Genomic DNA, 22,723 nt, shown 5'->3' on the forward strand with positions numbered 1-22,723 from the left:
TGTGAAAAAGTCAAGAGTAAAAGCAGAAAAAACTAAAAAATATTTTTAGGCGGCGGCAAGGTGGGCGGCGAACAGGTCGCTTGCGGTCGCAAATCCTAAAATTTCGCGCGGATAGTTATTGATCCACGTTTCGACGCGGCGAATATATGCGGCGGTTACTTTCCGGAAGTCTGTCCCTTTCGGCAAGAACCGCCGTATCATTTTGTTTATATTCTCATTCGTTCCCCGCTCGTATGCGCTGTAAGGGTGGCAATAATAAGCCTTTGTCCGCTTCCGGTTTTTCCCATAAACAGAACGTTCAATTCCGGCGCAATCTGCGAATTCCGATCCGTTGTCAAAAGTTATGCTTTTGAATATCTGCGAAAAACGTTTCCCGTAACGGCGTTCCAGCTTGTTCAGCGCCGCCACAATGCTGGCGGAAGTCTGATCCGGTATCTTCATAATGATTTCGTTTCGCGTCAACCGCTCCGAAAGTACGAACAAGGCTTCCTTTGTCTTTTTCTTTCCGCAAACGCAATCGCCTTCCCAATGCCCGAAGGTCGTTCGCTCGTTTATTTCCGGATCGCGGTTTTCTATGCTTTCGCCCGCCGACGTGCGGGCGGCTTTCTTCCTCTCCACCTTTTCATACTTCCGTTTGCGCTTTCCTTTTTCCGGCAAGCTCTCGCGGCTGATCCCGTAAAATACGCCCTTGTCGATGTAATTATAAATTGTCTTTTCGCTGATCTCCGTTTTGAATGTCAACCCCAGCCGTTTGATTTCTCCAATAACAGCGGCGGGTGAATATCCCTCTTCACCGATTTTCTTTTCGATGAAGGCGGCTAATTCGTAATCGTTTCCGATCTTCAATTCTCCACCTTTGGCTTTTAGGTGTTCTTCGTATCGCTGTTGCGCGATCTCCGGCGAATAACGTTCTTCCGTTGTTAAGTCGGAATTCAAATGCGTATAGGTTCCGCGCTTTAATTCTCTGTATATCGTCGTATTATGTACGTGCAAGCGGTCGGCAATTTTGCAGGGCTTCAAGCCCTCTTTCAATGCCTTTTCGATTTTAAGGCGATCCGTCCACGTTAAATGCTTGTGCATTCTCGTTCCTCCTTTCTCCAAAAGAAAAAGGGCGGCAAATCCTGCCACCCTCCGTTGTTTCGCTTATTCTGCCAAGAACTGTTCAATCGCTTTCTTGATAACTTGTGCTTGCGCCGTACCTGTTGCGGCGCATTTTTCTTTGAAGGCTTCTGCCATCTCTTTCGGAACGCGCACGATAATAGAACCGTACACGCGATTATTATAGCGGTTTTTTACCGCCGAAGAAGTCTTTGTCTTTCTTTTTTCTGCCATTTTCGCCACCTCTAAAACAATTCTTCTGCTTCTACATAGGCGCGCAATTCCTCTTCGTTGGCGCAAATATCTTTCGGAACCTTGTATTCCACCGATAGCCCGCCAATCGTGCAGGAAAGCGCCCAGCATTCGCTCCGCTCTGTAACCCTGTATTCCTTGTTTCCTTTGCGAATAATCATATTACGCCCCTTTCCGCCCGTTCCATTGACAGCCACGGGCAATTTATATTATAATAGGGCTTACGGGAAGGGCGGTTTCCCGCCCGTTCCCTGCCTATGAAAGCTACTTGCTTTCTTTGGGATTTGAAGCCTTGCTGGGTTTTTGCTTCTTCAAAGTGATTTTGATAACAACGCTTTCCACCGCTTCGTTATTCTCAATCGCTTTTGAAAGCTCCTGCAAGGCTTTTCCTATGTCTTGCGCCATTCTCTTCACCTCCTTTCTATGCTTTAATTATAGCATACTTATTGCAGTATGTCAATAGATTTTGAAAATAAACAAGAAAAAACAAGGCGACGGGAAAGCCCGCCGCCTTTATTCGTTTCCTAAAAGCCAATCAACCGAAACGCCCAGCACCTTTGCAAATACCTTCAATTCAAAATCAGATACAAACCGCGTTCCGATCTCTATTCGGCTTATGCTGTCCCGCTCCATATTAACGCCCATCGTCTGTATTTTGGCGGCTAAATCCTCTTGCCGTAGCCGCTGGACAACCCGCGCTTCCCGCAATCGGTCGCCGCAAATGTTCTTTTTCCCGTTGTAATCGTATATTTTCATATCTTGTGCGATCCCTCTTCATTCTGATTATTTGCAAACGGTGTGTAAATATTCCGCTTTATTCTTGATTTTATCGCGCGGAAGCCGTATAATTGTGTTAAAGGTCAGAACGGGCGAAATCTGCCTTAAAAATTTACAATTTGAAGAGGGTGTTTATTATGAAAAAGCCGATCATTATATGGATTGTTGCGGCGTTGTTCCTCTTTTGCTCTATACCGTTTTTCGGTCAAGGAAGTATCGTTGAAGGAATTTGCGGTATTGCCATAGCCGCCGCGCTGGGCGTTTTTGGGTATCTTACGATGAAAAGGACGCAAGCCGCCGCCGAAGCTGAACGGGAGAAGGCGGAAGCCGAAGCAAAGCGCAAAGCCGAAGAAGAGGCGCGACGCAAGGAATATGCAGAAACGCACGAATTTCTAACTTGCCCCGTTGCGGGCGTTACATTTGACAACCACCAGCGCCTTCTCGCATCGCTTTACAGAGATAGCGAAGGCGTAGGCATTGACGGATCGCTGGAAGAATGCGAATACGAAGGCGCGCCCGCCGTCCGTGTGATTGCCGAAGGGGATATGATAGGATATATCCGCAAAAGCGATCTTCGGAAGGTTCTTCCGATCCTTGAACGTGTCGAAGATGTTACAATCACGATTGACAAATTCGACGACGACGGAAGCAAAGTTTATAATGCAGAAACCCATATCGTTTATCATATTTGAAGCCAACAAAAAAAGCCCCGCGAAGGCGTGAAGCCCTCGCGGGGAATTTTTGTATCAGCAGGAAGCCCCGCCGCCGAAAGCCGCGACGCGGAAAGGGGAACGCGGGCGGCGCTGTCGGTGTTAGTCTGTATCCGGTTTGCCTTCGGTTTCAATCAGTCCGATATATTCCGGAAGATTGAAAACGGCGGCTTCGATCAGTTTGTCCAAGCTGTCCGGATCAAGGGTAAAGCCCTTTTCTTGCAGGAATTTCACAACGTAGGCTTTTTTCTCTTCGCCGCGTCCGGTTCCGTTGTAAAGCTGTTCAGCGGCTTCAACGGCAACCGTTACCCACAATTTGATTTGCTCCAGCTTGTCTGCGTCGATTTTGCCTTTCAGCCACGGGATCACAAATGCAGTAATCACCGCTACGACAAGGGCAATAATAGCTTCCATAATGGGCGTAAGATCAATCATTTATAAAACCTCGCTTTCGTCTGTATCCGTTTCCGGTTCGATTTGTTCTTTTTTCTTTATCCTTGCGACGATCACTTCGGAAACACGTTTCAGCATCAACGCGCCGCATTCGATCACGACGGCGGAAAAGTAGTATTGAATAAGCGTCGTTTGCTCTATTTCTGTAATGAGAAAAGAAACATACTGCGCCGTAATGAAGATCACCGTCGTAACGCCGATTGCAACGATCGTTTTTGTCGCGAAGCGTTCATTCGCAAGGAATTTCTTTTGACGCTTTCCGCGTCTTGAATGTAGCTTCATATTTTCCCCTTTCTATTGCACAGCTTCGCACGGCGTGCAATCAGCTAACGCGCGCGTGTGTTTCTGTGTGTTAAACAAGTGTTAGATCGGACAACCTAACCGCCGCGACAACCACGCCGCCGTAGGTAATCACGGCGCGATCTCCCTTGATTTCCTTTACGACATGATCGCGGTCATACACGAAAGAAGCAAGGCTTTTCCCGTCGTAGGTTTTCGCGCCCTGCTTCAAGCGAACCTTGCTTCCTGCCTTCACGAAAGCCGCCGTCCCGCCGCTTCCGGTCGTGATAAAAGCGTCAGAATATCCCGCCGCTTTCACCTTTGCAAGCATTGCTTCGGCGTTCGCCTTCTTGCTGAATGCTCCCACCTGTACTTTGTAATAGCCGCCCGTATTCACGACGTAGGTATCGAAGCCCGCCGCCTTCAATTTCTTTTCCAGCGCCTGTGCGTTTGATTTCTGCTTGAACGCACCCGTCTGCACCTTGTAAAGCGTACCCGATCCGGTCGAAGGCTTTTCCGGCTCCGCCGTCGAAGCGCCCAGCCTCTTATTTACCTCCGCCGCGATCGCGCCGTGCCTGTTATACAGGTAATCGCCGGGGCAAGCCTTATTTGCGTAATCCCTGTGAACCGTCATATTACAACCGTTCTTGTGGTTTACGCGGTCGCTTTTCTTTGTACTCCATACCAGCTTTTTGATCCCGTTTCTACGGCAAATATCCGTTACAAGATCAAGAAGCGCGGCGTATGCCTTATCGGTAACGGCGTAAGGGTGTTTTGTGTCGCTTGCCACTTCGATTGTAACGGCTCTTTGGTCGTTTGCTTCGTTTGAACTGCACCACGAACGATCCTTTTCTTTAACGGAATTTCCGATCGAACCATCCTTCCCGACAACGTAATTCGCGGAACATTCCCGATCGGTAGTTGCGAAGTAATCGCAACCCTGCTTCGCTGTAACCTGTCCGACGTAGCAATGAATTGTGATCGTGTCGATTTTATGATTTCGCGGGCTTGTTCTGTTCTTCGTGATCCTTGTATAGCCCGCCAGCGTGCTGTTGCTCATTCTGGATACCTCCTAAACACAAAGACGGAAACGGCTCATTTATAAACCGTTCCCGCTCTTTTTTTCATTTGTTATCAATTTGTTGTTCGATATGGTCAAGTCGCTTATGCGCCTGTTTTGCCGACGCTTCAACCGAAACAAGCCTTCCTACGAAATCCGTATTTGTCTTTCGCTGTTCTCGCTGTTCCGCTTTCACGTCGTCGATACCGCCTTTGATGTATCCTAATTCCGTAAGGATTGTTGCGTCGCTCTTTGCCTCCTTCGTTTTGTCGTGATCCCGATTTCGGACGAATGCGACATAGCCGAACACAATAGCGCAAACCGCGCTAATTACGGAAAGGGCGGTTAAAATCCCTTCTTCCATCGGTTATGCCTCCCTTCCTGTTACTTCTTCCCATTGCCACAAGGAAGGTGTATCTGGCGGATACACGCAATTTGGCATATCCGCTTTTGCAAGATAGACTTTTCCTTTGTAGCTGTAATATTTCCCGTTCTGGACGTTTACGACGATCCCCGCCGTTTCCGGATAGGGGATCGGATCGTCAATCGTTCCCGTGTGTGTAAGCTCTACAAGGCGGTAATAAGCGAAGGTCGTTTCAACGGGATAAGAAACGGCGTTCGACGTGTGCGCGGCGATAATCTCGTAATATCTCCCGTTATACTTGATGATTTCGCCCACGGTGTTATAGGCGTGCGCGTCCTCATATTCCGGATATTCGATAACCTCCGCCGATTGCAGGATCATAGCGTCGGAAATGACGTTCGTTTTTGCCGCGCGATCCTGTGCGATCTGTGCCTTGAACGACAATGCAAGAAGGGCGGCGGCACTTTCGCCCGCCGTCTTTACTTCTTGTGTTTCTTTCTTTACTTCCTGCAATTCCTTCTTGATTTCCGCGTTTCCGCCGCCGTCTTTGTTATGTTTCACGCTCATTCAAAATTACCTCCGATCCCCGATACCCAGCACGCGGTCAGCGCGTCGCCGCGCTCCACGGTTACACGGATATTCAAGCCAAATTGAACCGCCGTGTTGGTTTTGTTCTTGAATACGTGTGCCAGTCCTGCGATAACTGCGTTTGTGCAATCCTCCCAAATAGGCGCTACGTCGTAAGGATTGTTGCACGCTTCAACCTTAAACGTGCCGCCCGCCGGAATATCCCTGTTTACTTTGATATTGCACCGCGTCGGCTGTCTGTTTGCCTCCAGCGGCTCCGAAAGGGAAATTACAAAGCTGTTGATCGCCTTTGTGAACGTGAGTGTTCGCGTTGCGCTGTTTCCGGCGCTGTCGGTCGCTACAATCTCGATCGTGTGCTGGGCGTTTGTCAGCGCGGTAAAGGTATCGCCGCTTACGGAAAGAGTAAGCGTTGCGCCCAGCGTGATATTGTTTCGTGTGTTAAACGGGCTTCCGTCGATCTTTTCTACAACGTTTACAACGTCCTTATCCGGATCAGTAACGCTATATTCATAGGTGAAATCCTCGCGCTTCACGCCAAGATCGGCGTTCTGTCCGCTGATAACGGGCGGCTGATTGTGAATTACCGCGATCGCTCCGCTTGTCGTGTACGCGGAAGAATTGCCCGCCGTGTCAACCGCCTTCACGCGGTATTGCAGGGTGTTCCACGCCGTCGATACCATTTCCGAAAATGTGCGCGCGGCAGAACTCTGAACCTGTGTCCACGATCCGCTGTTTGCGCTCCGCTCGAAAACATAGGTCAGCGCGTCGCCGTCCGGATCGGTCGCCGCCGCGCAAGAAATTTCGATATTCTGCCCGCTGTAACATTGTTTCGGTGCTGTAATGCTGGGCGGCGCAGAAGGTGCGGTATTGTAGATAATTTCATAATTCCCGCTTGAATTCGGATTGTCAGATACCAAGATTGAAGATTTCAGATTGCAAAGCGGGCGAACGCCCCTGAACCCATACCACGCGTTGCCGTAGTTCAGCGCGCCGTCGGAAATGACGATGCGGACGCTGTAAGCGTTCGACGAATTAGGCGTGCGAAGCCACCAATACCAGCCGCTTGACGTGTTCAGACTTCCGCTTGTGTATTCCGAATTTTTTACGCATTCCGCCGTAGGGTAGGCGACGCGGGAAGCGTCGTTGCTGAATAGGGCAAGGCGTGAACCCTCTGCAATTCCGTTTTCGTTTGCAAGCCCCACTTCGGTGGTGGACGCAAGAAACATTTTCGCCGCGAAGGTTTCATAACTGCCGCCGTCCGTTGAAGATTTTACAACGGTAAGCGTTGTGTTCAAAAGCTCCGCAACAAACTTCGGATCAAGCATAGCAAGGAAGCCCGCCCAAGCGTCGTACTCGTTTTTATTATCCCATACGTTCGCATTCGTCGGCGGCGCGTCCTGCCCGTGCTTTGCGCTGTACCATTTTCCCGCCGTTGCGTTGCTGTTCAGCCATTGCAAAATATTAGAATGAATGTGCCTGTTGTTGCCGTAATTCTTCCGGTCGCTGTTGCTGTTACTCGGTTCCTTTGCATCTGAACACATAAGCTGGATAATCTTTTCGGCGATCAGCGTAACGGAATTCGCCGGATACCCGCTATGGTTCTTATCTGCAATTTTGAATACTATCTTCGCACCGAAGCGCGATTGATACGCCGAAAGAACCGGAACTTCGATTTTTGTTCCCACGGCAAGGGAACTTAATGCTTTTGACATTTTTCCGCCTCCTTTGAATTGAAAAGCCTGTTGTAATAGTGATCCGTTCGCCGGATCAAGTGATAACAATTTCCCTTTGCGGCGTGTCCCCGCCAGCTTTGATAGGATTGTTCGACGGTCGCCGTCGTGATCTTTCCCCGCTCCACAAGTCCGCGCATTTTCTTCAATTTGCGCTTCATATTGTTTTTGCTTCGGCGGCGTACCTTCCGTATAACTGCGCCTGTTTCGGTCAAATAAGTGTGAAATCCCAAGAAATCCACCCCGTTCCGAAGCGGGTAAATGTTTGTTTTATTGTTCAAGGACAAGCCGATCGCGGCAACGTGTTTTTCGATCTCCGCGCGGCAATACTGCAAATAGGCTTTATCTTCGTGTATCAAGAAGAAATCGTCCATATATCTTCCGTAGTATTTAATGCCCAGCTTTTCCTTGATGAAGTGATCTAAATTATTGAGGTAGAGAAGGGCGAAAAGCTGTGAAGATTGATTTCCGATCGGTATTCCGGCGTTTCCTTCTGTGCTGTCGATTATCATTTCAACAAGCCACAAAACGTCCGGATCGGTTATTTTCCTGCGGATTAAGGTTTTTAACACGTCGTGCCTAATGGAATAGAAGTATTTTGATATATCACCCTTCAATATCCACCCGTCAATTCCGTTTTTCCGGTAAAACCTCCGCAAGAATTCTTGAAGCCTGTCTAACCCGTAATGCGTCCCTTTACCTACTTGCGAAGCGTAGTTGTCCGTGATGAATGATCTTGTAAGGATCGGTTCAAGCACGTTATCGCAAAGCGAATGTTGAACAACCTTGTCTTTATAGGCATTCGACATAACTACGCGGCGCTTTGGCTCGTACACCTCGAACGTATTGTACGGCGAAAGCGTGTATTTCTTCGTTTGTAGCTGGTAGCGTAACAGGTTCAGTGCTTCAAGAAGGTTTACTTCAAACTTTGCCGCCGCTCCTTTCCACCTCTTGCCTTGCCGCGCCTTTCGGTAGGCTCTGTATAGGTTCTCGAAGTTATATATCTTCTCGTAATCTGTCATAAAAAATATCCTCGCTGTTTGTAGCCTTTGCCTTCCGCCGCGCGGAATGCTCCGGCATCGGCGATCCTGTATTTGCCCCCGCTGTGGATCGCGGCGGCGGGATACACCTTCCTTTGATGATGGTATTCTGCTTTCGGCTTGCGCCTACTCGATCTCATTTTCCACCGAAGCGGGCGAACGCCCCTGTTCCCATTCCACGCGTTGTTGTTGTTCAGCGTGCCGTCGGAATTGACGTTGCGGACGTTGTTGGCGTTCGACGAATTAGGCGTAACAAGATGTACCCCAAACGGTTCACCCTCTCGCACGATCCCGCTTTTTCCACGCGGCTAACATATACTTCACATCAAGCACAAGTTTAGACCAGTATTCGCAACTGCTTGTTGATATGAAGCCCTGTTCGTGCGAAAGCTCTATGAAAAATAGAAGCTCCTTGCAATAGGTCATTGCCTTTGCTTGAAGCCTCTGCCGTTCCTTGAATTCCTGCGCGTCCAGAAGGTTTAATTCGTTCGCTTCCAGCGCGCATTCGTAAATATCCACCGCTTTGTCCTGTATCCTATTTACAAGGGTAAAACGGTATTTCTTTGGGAAGCGTTCTGTTGAATTTGTGATCGTGAACGTGTGCTTGATTAAATCCTTGCACTTCACAATCACGTTAAATTCCGAAGGTTCCTTTCTTCCTCGCTCCTGCCTCTGCATTTATGCACCGTCCTTTTCGTATGCGGTCAATCAAAACGGTATCGTCGGCGCACCCCTCGAAATCAAAACCAACCGCCGTAACGAAAATCGTTGCTTTGCTTCCGGTTACGGTCGTTCCCGTGATTGTCAAAGTATCTTCGCCGCAATGCTCGCACGGCGGCGAAAGCTCGACAAACAGATTTCCTATAATGCACGATAATTCCGCCCGTGTGCAAGCGTACCGTTTTAGCATTCGATACGCTGTAAGCTCTCGTTCCATACGCCCGTTGTATTCACGCCGGAAAGGTCGTCAAACAGGATAAGGAACGGATTTTCGGTTATGTCATTGAATACGACGGCTTCGATCAGATCGACGCGGGCGGAAAGCGCCGTAATCATATTCAGAAGATTTCCCGCCGTGTTTTCGTCCAGCACGTCCTGCAAGCCCGCGAACCAAGTATCAAAATCGGTTTGCGCCTGTGTCTTGAAGTCTGCGAAATACTCTTCCAGCGCGTCGTATTGTGTATTGCCCTGCAATTTCAAGGAATTCATATACGAAACAAGGGAATTGTACTCCGCCGCGCTGTTGCTTTGATATTCAGTGAACCACGCTTCAAGCTGTGCGTTAAATGCTTCCGTGTCGATCTGATCGACAACGGCGGCAACAACGCCGCAAACGGAAGTATCCAGCCGCTTGTCCGTGATCTTCGATCCTGTAATTGACGTAACGCCCGCACCGATGTAAATATCCGCAAGCGCCAATTCGTAAATATCCGCGTCCCGCTCGATATTCGGCGCGGTAGGGGAGGCGGAAGGGGAAGAGGATTTCACCTTCACCGAAATAAGGCGGTTCGTCAAATCCCAACGGACGACAACGCGATCAATCCGGTTCAAAACGCCGTCAGCCGTTGCAAGCGTCAAGGAAAGGTCGCTTGTGTTGTTATAGAAATAGCCGTTGATCCACGCTTTGCCCGCCTTCACGGTTACTTGCATTCCGTTTCCCGCTACAACTTGAAGCCCCGTTGAAGGAAGCGGGAAAACGCCGTTTCCGATGAACGAAGCGAAATACGAAGCCCAATCTTCGGCTTTATATTTTCGGTCGCCGGATACGCTGTTAAAAAAGCTCGATTTTTCCATATTTACACCCCTTTATTTTGTAATCTGCCGTATTTGCGTTAAAAGCGCTGGCAAGCTCTCGCCGAAGGTAATATCAATCTCTTCGACGTTGTTTTGATAGGTTTCCGCGATCTCTGTTATACGAACGTCAATGCGAATTCCCCAACGCTTGTTTACGCAAGTAACGCGGTCGCCCAAATCGTAATCGGTTCGGTAGATCAAATTTGCGAAGGTGTTTACCTTTGAACCGAACGAAAGCGTTTCCGCATACTGTTCCAATTCCTCCGCGCCTCTGGCGGATAGAAGCGCTAAATACTCCGGATCGGTCAGCGTTACTTTTTCGCCGCCTTCTTTCTCGTATTCCTGCACAATATCGGTGGCGTTTATGAATACCTCTTCACGTTCTAACCCTGCTGCCGTTCCGCCTACTTCGGCAACCTTGCGCGCAATGCCTTCTTTCTCTTCACCGCCGACGAACGCCGTTGTTTTTAGGTTTTCAATGCTGTTCGTGTATTCCTGCTCAACGATATTATCAAATTCTTGTGAGAAGATACAAGGCGCATTCCCTGCGGTATTGCCCGCTGTAAGGTCGCGCCCCTTATAGACGGAAAAGACGTGCGCGCCCGTCCGTGCGTCTGTCCGCATTCGTATTCCCAACTTTGCAGCCTTTGCCGCTGTTTCCGCCGCAAGCTGTGCGTTCGTGTACTGCTCCGAAGTATAGTCGATCCGTCCGCTTCCTGTGTCGCCGTCGTCGGTCGCGATCGAAACGTTCGGAATTTTTCGCGCGCTGTCGTTCGGGCTTGTTATGTTCTCCCGTACAATGCGGTAAAGAATACTTTGCGTGGTGTCCTTCGTGATAATCTGCTTCTTAACGATCCGTTTCCCGATCCAAGCAATAAGGAACTTCCCTTGAACCTCGATTTCCTCCAGCCCCTGCGAATTCTTCGTGATATGAACATATCGGATTTGCGCCGCTTCATCGTCGCCGCGCTTCATAATGATATTATTTTTCACAAGCATTCGGGAATGCTCTTCGGTGAAGGGAACAAGAAGCTTGAATTCTCCGCACGTCCAATAGCGCCGCGTCCAGATCAGCGAAGCGATCTTTTCGACGATCCCTTGAAGTACCATATCGGAAGAATAAACGTATAATTCCATACCGCTACACCCCCAAATACAAGTTATTGTGATAAATAGATACTTCGAGATTTTCCGCGTTTGTGTCCGCTGAATACCGGAAAAGGTTATCACCCACGGCAAGCTGTAAATATGAACTGTCAACGTCCAAATAGCGGAAAGCGTCACTTTCAACGCCGCCGCTTAACAGCTTCACCGATTTTTCACCATATCCCGTTGATACGGTCAGCACGTCGCCCGCTTCAAGCGAAATATTCGCTTTTATGAACTCCTGTGTATTGACGTTCAAAAGCTGTGGATTTGTCAGCGCTCCCAGCGCGCGGAACTCGATACGGATACCGCTTTTCACGTCGCCGGAATTAAATACGTTCACGATCAGCGACGGCTGTCGGTAGCCGATTTCCCAATCCGGCGTTATCTCCAGCCCGTCCGGAACAGGGAATTCAAATCCACCGATCCACGTTGCTATATCCTCGCGCGTTTCCGCCTCTTCACGCCAAAACGGATTAAGGCACGAAAGCTGGATCGTGAATTGCTCGAAAATCGTTCCGCGCTTAAAAATAGGCGCGTTGTTGATTGTGCAACCGATAACCCGCTTGAAGTCGCCCAATTCGTAAGTAAGTGTCGCTGAATACTGCGGATTTAGTATCCGGTTCAGATTGCGGCGCAATTCCTGTATTGCGATCTTGTCCCGCTCCTTGATATGCCCTACGATGTCAATATCGCGGCTTTCAATGCGGTATCCTAAATAGGTGTCGCCGTCCTGCCCCATACTGTTTGTTGAGTAAATAGCGTTCTGTACGTCAGACAAGCCGGAAACGTCCTTGAAGTTTACGTGATAAGAAGAAGCAGGGGAAAAGACAATGCTTTCCCCCCGCTCGTTTGTATAGGTCAATTTCTCTTGTATTTTCATTAGGTCATTACCTCCCGCGCGATCATTCTAAACTGCCGCGCCGCCTCGCGCTGTTGCTGGGCGTAGGAAGTTTCGTTCGCGTAGATGTTTTGCACCACCTCGAAACGTGTTTCCGGTCTGCCGCCCTTGCGCGGGCGCGGATCGTCGTTATCGGGAACGGCGTTGTCCGTTGCCTTTCGGATTGATTTTTCAACGCCGCGCATTTCCCGCCCGAAGCCTTCGCCAAGCCCCTGCGCCATATACGCGCCGATACCCGCAAATACTTTCGACGGGGAAGCGATCTGCATTTCATCTTCAACCGCCGCGACAATTTCGCGCATCATTGCACGCACGCGGCTTTCCAGCCAGCCGGACATATTTTGAAAGCCCTGCCAAATTCCACGCACCATATCTTCGCCTGCCTCCGTAAATTCGGATACGAAGGAACGAAGCTCCGTCAAAATAGGCTGTACGATCTGCGCCACCTTGCTTGTGATCTGCGGGATACCCTGCACCATTCCGGAAGCGATATTCTTATCAATCGTAACGCCCGCTTCAATGAATTTTTGATTTTGCGCGTTGAAGGCGGTAAGAATGCTTTGCGTGATCTGCGGTATCTTCGCGGTAATCTGCGGGATCGCGGTTATCATACCGGAAGAAATATGCCTGTCGAAGTCCTGTCCGGCTTGATTGAGCCTTTGCGCCTGTGCGGTCAGTCCACTTATAACCCGCTCGACAATGGCGTTTACCGCGCCGGAAAGCCCCTCGATATTTGCTATAATGCCGTCATTCACGGCGCGCACCGCTTCGGCGGCGGTAAGCTGTCCTGCTCCGCCCATCGCGGCGGTCATATCAGCGGAAACGCCGTTCATACTTTCGCCGAAGCCTACGCCCACGCCTTCACCCATATTCGTACCGATTTCGGCGAATACGGTAGAAGGGGAGTGAATACCGAAGAAGTTTTTAATTCCGTCTACAAGGGAAGAAGCCCAGCCGGATACCTTTTCCCATAGCCAGCCCGCCGCGCTTGAAATACCTTCCCACAAGCCGTGAAGAAGGTTCGCACCCGCCTTCACCATTTCACCGACAAGGGAACCGAACGCCGAAACGATCCCGCTAACGATTTGCGGAACCGCTTTGACAATTTCGGCTATAATTGTCGGCAAATTCCGAACGAGTGCCACGAAAAGCTGAACGCCAGCTTGAATAATTTGTGGGATATTCTGCACAAGTGCGTTTACAATCCCGCTGATAATCTGCGGGATTGCCTGTACGATCGTCGTTATAATCTGCGGAAGTGCTTGTATCAGTGCCACAAGAAGGTCGATACCCGCTTGAATGATAAGCGGTATATTTTCAAGAAGCGCCGTAATAATCCCGTTTATGATCTCCGGAATAGCCGCCACAATCGTTGCTATGATTTCCGGAAGGGCGGTAATAAGGGAAGTCAGAAGGTCGATACCCGCTTGAATGATCTGCGGGATCGACGAAAGCAACCCGTCAATAAGGCTTGTAATCAGCGTAGGAAGCGCCGCTACAAGAACGGGGATCGCGTTTATGATACCCTGCGCCAGCCCTGTAACAAGCTGTAATGCGGCATCTATCAGCAACGGGATATTGTCGATCAGCACTTGCACAATATCGGCTACAAGCTGAACCAACGAAGGAACAAGCGTCGGCAACGCTTGCGCTATTCCCGTCGCGATATTCGCGATCATCTGAAAAGCAAAGTTTATAAAGGTCGGTAGCATTTCTGTTAGCTTTTGGATCGCAAATGTCACCATTCCCAGCAAGCCGTCTGTAAACTGCTGTGCCGCACCTTCTGCGCCCGTCAGCGCTCCCACTAAACCGTTCCCGATAAGCTCGACAAACGGCGTTATCTGTTGCAGAAGCTCCGCCGCAAGCTGTTTTAGCTTTGTAACGATCGGTTCGGCGATCGCTCCCAATTCTGCCATAGCGCTATTAAGGGAAGCCGTCGCCTTTTGTGCGTCGATAATATCGCCGTTTACCTCTCTGTATTTCTCCGCCGCGTCGGAATATAGCCCGTTCAGCGTTTTTGTAATCAGCGCTTGCCGTTCTTGCTCTGTACTGCACTTGTCAAGGCTGGCTTGAAATTCATCTTCCGAAACGCCCGCCCAATTCAAAGCGTCAGCAAGCCCGCCCGTAATCGCGCCCGTTTTCGCGGTTTCGTTTGCGGCTTCGGTCAAGTTTTCAATAGGCAAGCTGTCGCCGAAGGTCGCATATACGCCCGTTGCTATATCCGTCCACGTTGCAAGCTCTTTTTCGTTTTTCGTCAGTTTTGCAAGGTGGGCGGCGGCTTCGGTCGCCTGTCCGTCGTCGCCAAGAATGCCGTACAACTCCGTATACGTTTTCTTTGCATCTTCCGCCGAATGCCCCGCCGTTGTGAAGCCTGTTTCCAGTTTTCCCATATTTACGCGGGCTTCGCGGGTGCTTTCTGCAAGCCCCAAGAACGCACCCGCCGCCGCACCGATTGCCGCACCCATTGCGGCAACCCCTGCGCCGATCGCTTTTCCCACCTTGCCTACGGTATCGCCAACGCTCTCCCAATCAATCTTTGACTTTTTCAGTTTTTCGGAAGTGTCGTCGATTTCCTTTTGAATTTTCACCATATCGGCTTTTGTGTTATTCAAAGCCGTTTGCATTTTTTGATATGCGGGATTTGTCGGTTCGATCCCGCCGTCGCGCATTTTCTTCAAGGCATCTTCTGCGGCTTTTGCCTTTTTTGCCTGTTCTTCAAGCGATTTTTTTAGAATATCCTGCTTTCGCGTCAGCGCGTCTATGCTTTCCGCATTGTCGCCGAATTCAGCCGTCGCCAGCTTCATTTCCGATCCGATTTCGCGAAGGGAAGTGTTGATACCCTTACAGGCGGAACGATATTCTTTTTCGCCTTCAAGAATAATTTGCGATTTGATTTGTTCTTCCTTCGCCATTTACAACCCTCCTAACACGTCGTCAATATCGGCTTCCGGCTCTTCCGGCTTGAAGCGATCCGGATTGAATTGTTTGTGTATTCTAAAAAGCGTCAAAATCTTATACGGTGTCATTCGCCATACTTCGGCTTCGCTCCACCGAAGAAGCGTAACGCCGATATAAAGAAGGCGGGCAAGGTCGATTACTCCTTGCCCGCCGCCGCGTTTTTTCCGTTTTCGTTGTCCTCTTCGTCGTCCTCTTCCTCTTCATCGTCGCGGGTGGGCGGCTCTTCCGTTCCGTTATTACCCATCGAAAACGCTTTGAAGATAGAGGATTTTACGTCAAGGAAATTCCCTGTATGAATGAGTTTGCCCACCTGTTTTTCGGTAAGCTCTTCTTCGCCGTCCTCTGCTCCCTCATTCAGAAGCAGGGTAAGAAGCCAGCGAAGGTTTTTAATGCTGTCCTTTCCGGAAAGCGCTTTATCAAGGCGATCGAAGCCGCCGAATTTATCTTGCATTTCGTCGATCACGTTCAAACTGAAAAGAAGATGTCTTTCCTTGTCAAGCGTGATCGGGAAGCGTCCGTCTTTAATTGCACTCATAAAATAATAAGCGGGAAGCCGTTTCCGGCTCCCCGCTGTACCTCCTTTCTTGTTATGCCGCCGCGTTGTTCGGCTCTCTTACCGTAGTAAACCACGCCGCCGCTACGCTCTCCGTAGGCAAAGCGACGTGTTCCGCCTTCCACAACCCGTCCGAACGTTTGATAAACTGTCCGACGATCTCCGGCGTAGTAAATTCGATACTATCGCCCTTTGTCGTGTAGTTTTCGGACGGGATCGCAAACTTCACCTTGTAAAGCCAAATGTACTTATAGGTTCCGCCCGCTTTTTTCGCGCGGAAGCCGATTGCGAAATAAGGCGGTTCGTCTGTGTCTGCGCCGTAAACCACCTTGTCGTCGTCCTGCTTCTGTCCAAGAAGGGCGGCAAGGTCAGCCGGAAGAAGGTCGTTGACGTTCAGTGTCAATTCTCCCGATACGAATTCCTTTACTACTTCGTCGGCTCCGTCGTCTGCGTAAAGGATCGCTTCCGCAACTTCCACGGAAAGCTCCGCCGAAATTGCCTTCGCCATTTTTACGGGCGTTCCGTATTCTTCTGCGCCGTCGTCGCCAATCGTAATAGGTGCGCGGTAAAGATCGCGCAATCCGATTGTTGCCATAGTCTTATACCTCCATATACTTAAATTCCACGGGGATATGATAATAACCCGTGCTTTCCTCGAACACTTCCGGATCAAACGTGATCCCGTAGAACCCCGCTTCCTTCAATGCTCGCTTTGTGTTCCGCATAAGCGCGATATAATCCACGCGGGAATAAATATCCGCCCTGTATGTGAATTCTTCCGCGCCGCTTTCATCGTCTGAAAAGTGCGTATCTTGTCCCACGACAATTTGATACGTGATAAAGGTTTTTGCCTTTCCGTCGTATTTCAGTCGTTCAACGGGACAACCCAGCTTTTCAAGCGTTGTTTTCACAAGTGTATCAACGTTCATTCTGCTTCGCCTCCCATACGCGGCGCATTTCTGCATTTACAGCGTCAACCGCCTTTGTGTTCGCCGCCGTGAACCACGGGCGCGCTGGCATATTCTTTCGCCCGTATTGCAGGACAAAGCCTTTTGTCGCGTTGCGTACCCCGTGCCGATCCTTTCCGTCCGGATATACTTCAACCATCTTTGCGTCGTCCCGCTCCTTGATTTTGGATACGATAACCGACGCGGCAAGATCGCCCGTACTCCTTCGGCTCCGAAACATTTTCCGGATTTCCGCTTTCTGTGCTTCCTGCATTACCGCGCCGCCAGCTTTCAGCATTTCCGGCACGGCTTCTTCTGCAATCTGCGCTTTTTGAAGCATTCGTTCTTGCAGATCGTCAAGCCCTACAACGTTAAATTTCGCCATTTCCGCCGCCTCCTTCCTCCGCGCCGTTCTGCGCTTCTGGAAAGCTGGAAAGCGTCAATTCCACAAGCTCTCCGTCGTTATGAATGTACGTCCGAAGAATGCGATAACGCTTCCCGCTCGAAACGGGATATTCTGCGATCATTTCGCCGTTGTATTCCATTGCGTAAACGTCGAACTTTACTTCGGCGACGTGTCCAGCCATTTCCGCTTTGTAGAATTCTGAATACCCTACGGATTTTTTATCGGCGAAAACCGTTGTCGCCGTTTCCGGCTTCATTATCGGGAAGCCGTGTTCGTTCGTCCGCTCCGAAGTTTCGGAAAGCGCAATCAGCGTTATTTGATCTCTCCAGCCCATTATCCGCCACCGCCTTCCGTATAGTCATCGGACAGCGACAAGGCGCATTTCAAGTAATCGTAAGCCTTTCTGTGCCTTTCGCCTTCGCCGCCGAAGTTATCTTCGGATTTCGCGTACAGAATGATTGCGCGGTCTAAAAGGGGATCGCCCAGCGTTTCGCTGGACGATCCCGCATTTTCCGGAACGTTGATACCGACAAGCCGAAGATCAGCGATACCGGAAGTAATGTAATCTTCGATTTCGTCGTCAAATACGGCGGCTGTTTTCCGCAAAGCCAGCTTTACCTTGTCAAGCATCATCGTTCAGCCCTCCATTATGCGTCGCCTTTAACCAGCTTCACGAAGGCTTCGCCGATCGCGGGCGTGCAATCGAAGATCGCAATACCGCTGTATTTGTAACTGTTCGTGTCGATGTCATAGGCGTTCTTCACGTTAATATCTTCCGCAAGGTTTGCACACACCTTCTTGAAGTCACCCAAGAAGGCTTCGTGTTCCTTCACGTAGTCGGACAGAAGAACCGGATAGCCGTAAACGAAGTAGCTGTTGCCCTGCACGGTTACAATATGGTTCTTGCTGGTGTCCTGCAACGGCATAAAATCCGTAAACAAGGTTTTCTTGCTCATAACGAATTTTGCGTTACGGTCGTATCCAGCGTTCAGAAGCCCGATCAGCGTTTGCACGTTTGCGGCGGTAAGGGAACCGGCTTTTGCTACGGTAACGCTGTTCGTTGCGCCCCAAGTGTTTGCCTTGTCAATGCCCTTCGGCTGGGAAGAACCTGTTCCGTTAATGAAGAAATCTTCAACCTTGCGGGCGATCGCCTCTGCAAGCATATCAACGATCCAGTTTTCAAACGCCGCAATGCTCATTGTCATAACGGTATCGGAAATCTGAACCAGCTTGATAATCTCGTATCCGGTCAGCGTTACGGTGGTAAGGGTATCAGCCGCCGCCGTAATAGCTGCGTTTTCCTTATGGATCGCCGCATCGTTGTTCGTACCCTCAACGGCGAACTTCACCGCGCCTTTGACGTGCAGAAGGGTAACTTCGTTCAGCATCGGTGCAAGTTTCTTTACCTTGCTGATAATCTCGTTCGCGGTCTGTGTCGGCACAACCTCCGCGCCCGTGCCGCTGGCATTCGCGTATGCGCGCTTCTCTGCGTCGGTAAGGGGAAGGCGGCGAAGGTTTTTCAGCCACGCGGAACGGTATTCGGGCGTACCGAAGGGATCGTCCGGATCGGCGTTGTCCTGTTTCTGCTCGAAGGTGCGGGAAACAATGCCCGCGCCCTTTGCGATATTGTCCAGAATGCCGTTGCGCTTCTCTGCGGCGGCAATCAGTCCGGCGCGCTCTTCGGTAAGCTCTTCTGTTTCCTTCTCCAGCGCGTCGATTTCCTCGGCTTTCATAGCGTCGCCGCGCTCTTCGATCTCCTTCTTGATAGCCGCAAGGCGGGCTTCAATCTCTTTAATTCTCATTGTGTTAAACCTCCATCATAAGTTTGATTTTTAGAATTTGCTTCCGGCGCTCCAGCCGCTCCTGCTGTTCTCTCTCGATCACTCCGTCGAAATAAGAACGCGCCGAAATATCGGTATCGACGTTCGCCGGATAAGATACCGCCGAAACGTCGTAAACCTTCTTGATCTTCAAGATTGTTCTTGTGTGCGTGTCTTTGTTATATGCGTCCTCTGACACGGTGAACGCCCACGACATTTTGCAAATAAGCCCCGCGTCAATGCTTGCATAAAGTCGCTTTGCCTCTTCCGTAAGGCTCAAATTTGCGGCAATAAACAAGCCGCCGTCCTGCGGTTCCAAAAGCAGGGAAGGCGGCTTATTCTTTGCCATCTTGTTTCGGGCGAATACCATTCCGGAATGGTCGAACTGCATAATCACGTCGGACAGGTCAGCGCCCACAAGGGCGTTGCGGTCGATTACCTCGCAATATTTGATCCCGCCGTATTCGTACATAACATACGGCTTATCAAACGTTGTTGCGAAGCCTTCGACGTAGAAATCTGTATCAAACCTCTTGTTCTCCGTCCCCTGTGGGATCATCAACGGCTGGAACATTTGACGGTATTCCCGCCCCTTCACTACTGGCATTCGGTACAACCTCCTTTCCCAATTCTGATACTTCCGCGTATTCCTTGCGAATATAATACTTGTCCCCGCCTTCAACGTGCGACATATTCCAAATATCCATAACGCCGTTGCGGTTGAGCAAGCCACGGTCAAATAGTTGTGTGCTGATATTCAGCTTTGTATTATTGCTTGCGTATTGAAGCCTGTTCGCGGTAAATGTGATCGCGTTCCCGAAGGACAATTCCCGCTGTGTATAGGTCATATTCGACATAACCAGCGAAAGCTGAATTGCGAAAGGCTCGATCTTGCCTTCGTAATAAGCGTTCCATTCGTCCTCGTTATAGCTGTTCTGAATAATTTTCGCGTTTGTCCCGAAGTAGTTAAAAACATTTTCGTTGATCTGCGCCATCTGCGCCGCGTTCACGGTGAACGGCTTGCTTTCAATCGGTTTCACGTCCGCGAATTTGCTATCGTAGATCACCATACCGGATTGATTATCCGCCGAAAGGTTATCCGCCGTGAAGCGTTTTCGCTCTTTCGTAATATCTTCCGGTTTTAGCATATTCGCAACCTTCGCCAAGAACCGGACGGAAGCCGAATTTTTAACGCCGTTGATAATGCCTTGATTTTGTGTATGGATCAACTGCATTGTAGGGCGAAGCGCGGCGTTGCTCTCTCCGAAGAAGTCGTCCTTGTACTGAAATTGCGTCAGCACGCCGACGCGCTCGAACTCGATTGCCGCTTTCTGCCCGTTTGCGAAGGTGTACCGCAAGAAGGGCGCGCCCTTGTATTCTACAACCTCACAACGCTGGGGAAGTAGGGGATAATAGCCCGCTATTCCTCCGTATTCATCTTCGATCGGAACAATGAACGCCGTATTATTCACCGAAAGGATCGTTGCGATCCTGTAAATAAATTTCGACGTGTCCATAAATGGATTAGGGCGGAACTGCAATACCCTTTCAAGGTTCTTGTACGCTGTCCCGCTGATCTCCGGTTTCAGTTTTGAACAGAAATTCGCGAACGAATGAATAGCCGCCCGCGTAAGCTCCATTTCGTAAAGGCTTTCCGGCGCGTTCGTGAAAACGGGCGAATACCCGTTAAGCATCTTGAAGTATCCTTCCGCTTGAATATCCGAACGTGGCTTCCGGAAAATCGTTTCAAAAATTCCCATAGTTTTTATCACCCCGCATTTTTCAGCATTTCGCCGATCTCGTTATAATACTTCTGCCGTACCGTCATAGCGTCAATCACGGAAACGAAGCCATCAATACGCGCCCGCTGTTCAATCTTTACCGGACGGAACTTCCGCGTTTCCATATTGTGTTTTAGCGCAACGTTCAAGAAGTGCGCTTTCAGAAGGTTATTATCTGCGATCTTGAAATTGCCGTCTTTGATTATACCTTCAAATTCCCGAATTACGGGCGCAAGGTTTTCTCCCTGCCATACGTCGTCCGTCTGGAAGCCCGCCGCCTTCAAGTCGTCGATCAGATATTGCGCGCTGTAACGGTCATAGCCGATTTTTAGAATATATATGCCGTACTGATCCCGAAGGGTAGAAAACCATTCGTAAACGTCCCTGTAATCAACGTGATTTTCGCCGGATAGCTTCACAATCCCTTGCTTTACAAATATATCATACGGCACGCCGTCCACCGCCTGTGCGGTTTCCAGCCTGTTTGCTGGCATAAAGAATTGCGCGAAGGCATAAAGAACCCCGCCGCGCTCGATAATAACGCTTGCGGCTGTAAGGTCGGTCGTCTGTGATAGGTCGATCCCGCCCACCGCGTAATTGTCTTTGAAATCCTCCAGCTTGATTTTCTCGCCCGCTCGATCTACAACAACGTAATCAAGCCAAGCAACGGAAGAATTCTGCTTGATATTGCAGTATTTGCAAAGGAATTCCGCCCGCTTTGAAAGGCTCATTTCTGCAACGGCGATTTCTTCTTTGAAGAACTCCGGCGAAACAGAAACGCCCATATTCGGATTTGCTTTTTTAAGCTCTTCAAGGTCGTTCCATTTCTCTACATCGTCAATCATATAAAGCAGGGGAAGAAGGCGGCGTTCCTTGCTTCCGCCTTTTAGAAACGCCGTAGATCGTGCCATCAATTCGTCGAAGATACCGTCGTTTTCATATCCCGCCGTACTGATAGACAAGATCAGCGGCTGGCGGCGCGCGCCAAGCGCGGATTTCATTACTTCGTATTGCTTCAAGCCGCCGTCGCCGCGCCAAGATGCGACTTCATCGTTCACGACTAAATGCGGATTGAAGCCGTCCGATTTCTTCGCGTTGAACGCAAGCGGCTTTATCGACGTGTTGCTTTCCTCGATGTAAATATCCGAACGGCGCTTCTTCGCAAGCTCCGAAAGCTCCGGTTCTTTTTTAATCATCTGGAAGAAGTTATCGTAAACGATGTTCGCTTGTTCCAGCTTCGGCGCAAGGCAATAAATCTTCGCCCCGTATTCGCCGTCAAGATATGCCATATACGCGATCACGGCGGACGCGAAAAGCGTTTTGCCGTTTTTCCGCCCGATCACAATAAAGACTTCGCGGAATATCCGCACGTTATCTTCGTCAACTATCCCGAAGATCAGCGATACCGCCGCTTTCTGCCATAGCTCCAATTTCAAAAGATCGGTTCGCCCCTCGCAATGGTGGCAAAAGTTTTCGATAAACCGGATCGCCTTGTTTGCCTTCTTCGCGTTGAAAAGAAAAAGCCCGTTTTGAAGCCCGCTAACGATGTATTCATAAATCAGCCGCACCCATTTTCCGACGACAATTTTTCCCGTCGTTATGCCGTCGAAATACTCGTAAATGTAATTTGAAAACGGCATTTTTATTCGTCCCGCAAGGCTTGCAGACGGCTTTCTTTTTTCTTTTCGGGCGGCACAAGCTCGCAAAGCTGTTTTATTATGGCGGCGTGATTTTTCGTCATAGCGATATGCGTTTTTACTGCGTCGCTTTGCTTCGTCCCGCTCTGATTTGCGCCGTTTTGGTATTCGACGGTGTAGCCCTCTTCGTTTATGATTTCCTGCAACTCTTCAAGGGATACCGCCATAAATGCGGCGTTGCGGATAAGGCTTTCGACGGTCTGCAACTTGTTTTTGTCCAAGTCGCGGAAAACCCGCTTCAATCGGTTTATCTCTTTCTTGATTTTTTGATCTTTCGTTAAGTCCTTCTTTGTCGTCATAAATATCACCCCTTTTCCGGCGATACCCACACCCCTTTTTCGCGTACACCCGTTATGCGCGCGCCTGCGG

The 22,723-nt window shown here is 49.8% G+C and carries 29 protein-coding genes; 1 reads left to right on the forward strand and 28 read right to left on the reverse strand.

The genetic code is table 11. From position 1 onward, the window contains the following. Window positions 1–45 precede the first annotated feature (45 nt). From NI20_RS0106485 to NI20_RS0106495, 5 genes are all read right to left on the reverse strand, one after another. Window positions 46–1,080, reverse strand: coding sequence for an IS30 family transposase (locus NI20_RS0106485; RefSeq protein WP_033117107.1), 1,035 nt, complete (start codon window positions 1,078–1,080; stop codon window positions 46–48). A 63-nt stretch (window positions 1,081–1,143) separates the two neighbouring features. Further along, complete coding sequence (locus NI20_RS15390; RefSeq protein WP_033117108.1) at window positions 1,144–1,332, reverse strand: ribbon-helix-helix domain-containing protein; 189 nt, start codon at window positions 1,330–1,332, stop codon at window positions 1,144–1,146. Between the two features lie 11 nt (window positions 1,333–1,343). Further along, a complete protein-coding gene (locus NI20_RS15395; protein ID WP_177940985.1) occupies window positions 1,344–1,511 on the reverse strand; it encodes a hypothetical protein in 168 nt (55 codons plus the stop codon). Between the two features lie 103 nt (window positions 1,512–1,614). Further along, a complete protein-coding gene (locus tag NI20_RS15030) occupies window positions 1,615–1,755 on the reverse strand; it encodes a hypothetical protein (protein ID WP_156108569.1) in 141 nt (46 codons plus the stop codon). Between the two features lie 108 nt (window positions 1,756–1,863). Beyond that, a complete protein-coding gene (locus NI20_RS0106495) occupies window positions 1,864–2,106 on the reverse strand; it encodes a helix-turn-helix domain-containing protein (RefSeq protein ID WP_033117109.1) in 243 nt (80 codons plus the stop codon). A gap of 158 nt (window positions 2,107–2,264) precedes the next feature. Here NI20_RS0106495 and NI20_RS0106500 point away from each other — a divergent pair, with 158 nt between their 5' ends. Next, window positions 2,265–2,819: a hypothetical protein gene (locus tag NI20_RS0106500; protein WP_033117110.1), complete on the forward strand. Its 555-nt coding sequence runs from the start codon at window positions 2,265–2,267 to the stop codon at window positions 2,817–2,819. Window positions 2,820–2,939: 120 nt separating this feature from the next. Here NI20_RS0106500 and NI20_RS0106505 read toward each other — a convergent pair whose 3' ends face one another. The 23 genes from NI20_RS0106505 to NI20_RS0106620 form a co-directional block, all read right to left on the reverse strand. Continuing rightward, a complete protein-coding gene (locus tag NI20_RS0106505; protein WP_033117111.1) occupies window positions 2,940–3,272 on the reverse strand; it encodes a phage holin, LLH family in 333 nt (110 codons plus the stop codon). Then, the gene (locus tag NI20_RS0106510; RefSeq protein WP_033117112.1) at window positions 3,273–3,572 is read right to left on the reverse strand and encodes a hypothetical protein; all 300 of its coding nucleotides are present in this window, start codon (window positions 3,570–3,572) and stop codon (window positions 3,273–3,275) included. 70 nt (window positions 3,573–3,642) lie between these two features. After that, window positions 3,643–4,629: an N-acetylmuramoyl-L-alanine amidase gene (locus NI20_RS0106515; RefSeq protein ID WP_052082579.1), complete on the reverse strand. Its 987-nt coding sequence runs from the start codon at window positions 4,627–4,629 to the stop codon at window positions 3,643–3,645. A 64-nt stretch (window positions 4,630–4,693) separates the two neighbouring features. Continuing rightward, complete coding sequence (locus NI20_RS0106520) at window positions 4,694–4,993, reverse strand: hypothetical protein (RefSeq protein ID WP_033117113.1); 300 nt, start codon at window positions 4,991–4,993, stop codon at window positions 4,694–4,696. 3 nt (window positions 4,994–4,996) lie between these two features. Continuing rightward, window positions 4,997–5,560, reverse strand: coding sequence for a hypothetical protein (locus tag NI20_RS0106525; protein ID WP_033117114.1), 564 nt, complete (start codon window positions 5,558–5,560; stop codon window positions 4,997–4,999). Beyond that, entirely contained in the window at window positions 5,557–7,293 is a 1,737-nt protein-coding gene (locus NI20_RS0106530) for a DUF6273 domain-containing protein (protein ID WP_033120636.1), read from the reverse strand. The genes NI20_RS0106525 and NI20_RS0106530 overlap by 4 nt, the downstream gene beginning before the upstream one ends. Continuing rightward, window positions 7,278–8,333 carry an RNA-directed DNA polymerase gene (locus NI20_RS0106535; protein ID WP_033117116.1) on the reverse strand — a complete coding sequence of 352 codons (1,056 nt, stop codon included), beginning with the start codon at window positions 8,331–8,333 and terminating at the stop codon, window positions 7,278–7,280. The genes NI20_RS0106530 and NI20_RS0106535 overlap by 16 nt, the downstream gene beginning before the upstream one ends. 291 nt (window positions 8,334–8,624) lie before the next feature. Then, window positions 8,625–9,029: a four helix bundle protein gene (locus tag NI20_RS0106545; RefSeq protein WP_033117118.1), complete on the reverse strand. Its 405-nt coding sequence runs from the start codon at window positions 9,027–9,029 to the stop codon at window positions 8,625–8,627. A 225-nt stretch (window positions 9,030–9,254) separates the two neighbouring features. Then, the gene (locus NI20_RS0106550; RefSeq protein ID WP_052082580.1) at window positions 9,255–10,145 is read right to left on the reverse strand and encodes a hypothetical protein; all 891 of its coding nucleotides are present in this window, start codon (window positions 10,143–10,145) and stop codon (window positions 9,255–9,257) included. Window positions 10,146–10,157: 12 nt separating this feature from the next. Beyond that, window positions 10,158–11,282, reverse strand: a complete 1,125-nt coding sequence (locus tag NI20_RS0106555; RefSeq protein ID WP_033117119.1) for a siphovirus ReqiPepy6 Gp37-like family protein — start codon at window positions 11,280–11,282, stop codon at window positions 10,158–10,160. A gap of 4 nt (window positions 11,283–11,286) precedes the next feature. Beyond that, the gene (locus NI20_RS0106560; protein ID WP_033117120.1) at window positions 11,287–12,174 is read right to left on the reverse strand and encodes a phage tail family protein; all 888 of its coding nucleotides are present in this window, start codon (window positions 12,172–12,174) and stop codon (window positions 11,287–11,289) included. Then, window positions 12,174–15,104, reverse strand: coding sequence for a hypothetical protein (locus NI20_RS0106565; RefSeq protein WP_052082581.1), 2,931 nt, complete (start codon window positions 15,102–15,104; stop codon window positions 12,174–12,176). The genes NI20_RS0106560 and NI20_RS0106565 overlap by 1 nt, the downstream gene beginning before the upstream one ends. 182 nt (window positions 15,105–15,286) lie before the next feature. Further along, complete coding sequence (locus tag NI20_RS0106570) at window positions 15,287–15,619, reverse strand: hypothetical protein (protein ID WP_052082582.1); 333 nt, start codon at window positions 15,617–15,619, stop codon at window positions 15,287–15,289. A gap of 118 nt (window positions 15,620–15,737) precedes the next feature. After that, window positions 15,738–16,298 carry a major tail protein gene (locus tag NI20_RS0106575; protein ID WP_033117121.1) on the reverse strand — a complete coding sequence of 187 codons (561 nt, stop codon included), beginning with the start codon at window positions 16,296–16,298 and terminating at the stop codon, window positions 15,738–15,740. Window positions 16,299–16,302: 4 nt separating this feature from the next. Continuing rightward, window positions 16,303–16,632 (reverse strand): hypothetical protein, encoded by a 330-nt coding sequence (locus NI20_RS0106580; RefSeq protein WP_033117122.1) that lies wholly within the window; start codon window positions 16,630–16,632, stop codon window positions 16,303–16,305. Then, window positions 16,622–17,035 (reverse strand): HK97 gp10 family phage protein, encoded by a 414-nt coding sequence (locus NI20_RS0106585; RefSeq protein WP_033117123.1) that lies wholly within the window; start codon window positions 17,033–17,035, stop codon window positions 16,622–16,624. The genes NI20_RS0106580 and NI20_RS0106585 overlap by 11 nt, the downstream gene beginning before the upstream one ends. After that, window positions 17,022–17,390, reverse strand: coding sequence for a hypothetical protein (locus NI20_RS0106590; RefSeq protein WP_052082583.1), 369 nt, complete (start codon window positions 17,388–17,390; stop codon window positions 17,022–17,024). The genes NI20_RS0106585 and NI20_RS0106590 overlap by 14 nt, the downstream gene beginning before the upstream one ends. Continuing rightward, window positions 17,390–17,689, reverse strand: coding sequence for a hypothetical protein (locus NI20_RS0106595; RefSeq protein ID WP_052082584.1), 300 nt, complete (start codon window positions 17,687–17,689; stop codon window positions 17,390–17,392). The genes NI20_RS0106590 and NI20_RS0106595 overlap by 1 nt, the downstream gene beginning before the upstream one ends. Window positions 17,690–17,703: 14 nt before the next feature. Continuing rightward, complete coding sequence (locus NI20_RS0106600; RefSeq protein WP_033117124.1) at window positions 17,704–18,858, reverse strand: phage major capsid protein; 1,155 nt, start codon at window positions 18,856–18,858, stop codon at window positions 17,704–17,706. 4 nt (window positions 18,859–18,862) lie between these two features. Continuing rightward, window positions 18,863–19,483 (reverse strand): HK97 family phage prohead protease, encoded by a 621-nt coding sequence (locus NI20_RS0106605; protein WP_033117125.1) that lies wholly within the window; start codon window positions 19,481–19,483, stop codon window positions 18,863–18,865. After that, window positions 19,401–20,636 carry a phage portal protein gene (locus NI20_RS0106610; RefSeq protein ID WP_052082585.1) on the reverse strand — a complete coding sequence of 412 codons (1,236 nt, stop codon included), beginning with the start codon at window positions 20,634–20,636 and terminating at the stop codon, window positions 19,401–19,403. Before NI20_RS0106610 ends, NI20_RS0106605 begins: the two co-directional genes overlap by 83 nt. An 8-nt stretch (window positions 20,637–20,644) precedes the next feature. Continuing rightward, entirely contained in the window at window positions 20,645–22,297 is a 1,653-nt protein-coding gene (locus NI20_RS0106615; RefSeq protein WP_033117126.1) for a terminase large subunit, read from the reverse strand. Between the two features lie 2 nt (window positions 22,298–22,299). Beyond that, window positions 22,300–22,653 carry a hypothetical protein gene (locus tag NI20_RS0106620; protein WP_197055366.1) on the reverse strand — a complete coding sequence of 118 codons (354 nt, stop codon included), beginning with the start codon at window positions 22,651–22,653 and terminating at the stop codon, window positions 22,300–22,302. Window positions 22,654–22,723: the final 70 nt, after the last annotated feature.

The organism is Oscillibacter sp. ER4, assembly GCF_000765235.1.
GTDB lineage: Bacteria > Bacillota > Clostridia > Oscillospirales > Oscillospiraceae > Hominicoprocola > Hominicoprocola fusiformis.

Bases quoted from the DNA above. Each gene is read 5' to 3' on its own strand.
- NI20_RS0106485 (WP_033117107.1), bottom strand. From the start codon at position 1,080: ATGCACAAGCATTTAACGTGGACGGATCGCCTTAAAATCGAAAAGGCA.
- NI20_RS15390 (WP_033117108.1), bottom strand. From the start codon at position 1,332: ATGGCAGAAAAAAGAAAGACAAAGACTTCTTCGGCGGTAAAAAACCGC.
- NI20_RS15395 (WP_177940985.1), bottom strand. From the start codon at position 1,511: ATGATTATTCGCAAAGGAAACAAGGAATACAGGGTTACAGAGCGGAGC.
- NI20_RS15030 (WP_156108569.1), bottom strand. From the start codon at position 1,755: ATGGCGCAAGACATAGGAAAAGCCTTGCAGGAGCTTTCAAAAGCGATT.
- NI20_RS0106495 (WP_033117109.1), bottom strand. From the start codon at position 2,106: ATGAAAATATACGATTACAACGGGAAAAAGAACATTTGCGGCGACCGA.
- NI20_RS0106500 (WP_033117110.1), top strand. From the start codon at position 2,265: ATGAAAAAGCCGATCATTATATGGATTGTTGCGGCGTTGTTCCTCTTT.
- NI20_RS0106505 (WP_033117111.1), bottom strand. From the start codon at position 3,272: ATGATTGATCTTACGCCCATTATGGAAGCTATTATTGCCCTTGTCGTA.
- NI20_RS0106510 (WP_033117112.1), bottom strand. From the start codon at position 3,572: ATGAAGCTACATTCAAGACGCGGAAAGCGTCAAAAGAAATTCCTTGCG.
- NI20_RS0106515 (WP_052082579.1), bottom strand. From the start codon at position 4,629: ATGAGCAACAGCACGCTGGCGGGCTATACAAGGATCACGAAGAACAGA.
- NI20_RS0106520 (WP_033117113.1), bottom strand. From the start codon at position 4,993: ATGGAAGAAGGGATTTTAACCGCCCTTTCCGTAATTAGCGCGGTTTGC.
- NI20_RS0106525 (WP_033117114.1), bottom strand. From the start codon at position 5,560: ATGAGCGTGAAACATAACAAAGACGGCGGCGGAAACGCGGAAATCAAG.
- NI20_RS0106530 (WP_033120636.1), bottom strand. From the start codon at position 7,293: ATGTCAAAAGCATTAAGTTCCCTTGCCGTGGGAACAAAAATCGAAGTT.
- NI20_RS0106535 (WP_033117116.1), bottom strand. From the start codon at position 8,333: ATGACAGATTACGAGAAGATATATAACTTCGAGAACCTATACAGAGCC.
- NI20_RS0106545 (WP_033117118.1), bottom strand. From the start codon at position 9,029: ATGCAGAGGCAGGAGCGAGGAAGAAAGGAACCTTCGGAATTTAACGTG.
- NI20_RS0106550 (WP_052082580.1), bottom strand. From the start codon at position 10,145: ATGGAAAAATCGAGCTTTTTTAACAGCGTATCCGGCGACCGAAAATAT.
- NI20_RS0106555 (WP_033117119.1), bottom strand. From the start codon at position 11,282: ATGGAATTATACGTTTATTCTTCCGATATGGTACTTCAAGGGATCGTC.
- NI20_RS0106560 (WP_033117120.1), bottom strand. From the start codon at position 12,174: ATGAAAATACAAGAGAAATTGACCTATACAAACGAGCGGGGGGAAAGC.
- NI20_RS0106565 (WP_052082581.1), bottom strand. From the start codon at position 15,104: ATGGCGAAGGAAGAACAAATCAAATCGCAAATTATTCTTGAAGGCGAA.
- NI20_RS0106575 (WP_033117121.1), bottom strand. From the start codon at position 16,298: ATGGCAACAATCGGATTGCGCGATCTTTACCGCGCACCTATTACGATT.
- NI20_RS0106580 (WP_033117122.1), bottom strand. From the start codon at position 16,632: ATGAACGTTGATACACTTGTGAAAACAACGCTTGAAAAGCTGGGTTGT.
- NI20_RS0106585 (WP_033117123.1), bottom strand. From the start codon at position 17,035: ATGGCGAAATTTAACGTTGTAGGGCTTGACGATCTGCAAGAACGAATG.
- NI20_RS0106590 (WP_052082583.1), bottom strand. From the start codon at position 17,390: ATGGGCTGGAGAGATCAAATAACGCTGATTGCGCTTTCCGAAACTTCG.
- NI20_RS0106595 (WP_052082584.1), bottom strand. From the start codon at position 17,689: ATGATGCTTGACAAGGTAAAGCTGGCTTTGCGGAAAACAGCCGCCGTA.
- NI20_RS0106600 (WP_033117124.1), bottom strand. From the start codon at position 18,858: ATGAGAATTAAAGAGATTGAAGCCCGCCTTGCGGCTATCAAGAAGGAG.
- NI20_RS0106605 (WP_033117125.1), bottom strand. From the start codon at position 19,483: ATGCCAGTAGTGAAGGGGCGGGAATACCGTCAAATGTTCCAGCCGTTG.
- NI20_RS0106610 (WP_052082585.1), bottom strand. From the start codon at position 20,636: ATGGGAATTTTTGAAACGATTTTCCGGAAGCCACGTTCGGATATTCAA.
- NI20_RS0106615 (WP_033117126.1), bottom strand. From the start codon at position 22,297: ATGCCGTTTTCAAATTACATTTACGAGTATTTCGACGGCATAACGACG.
- NI20_RS0106620 (WP_197055366.1), bottom strand. From the start codon at position 22,653: ATGACGACAAAGAAGGACTTAACGAAAGATCAAAAAATCAAGAAAGAG.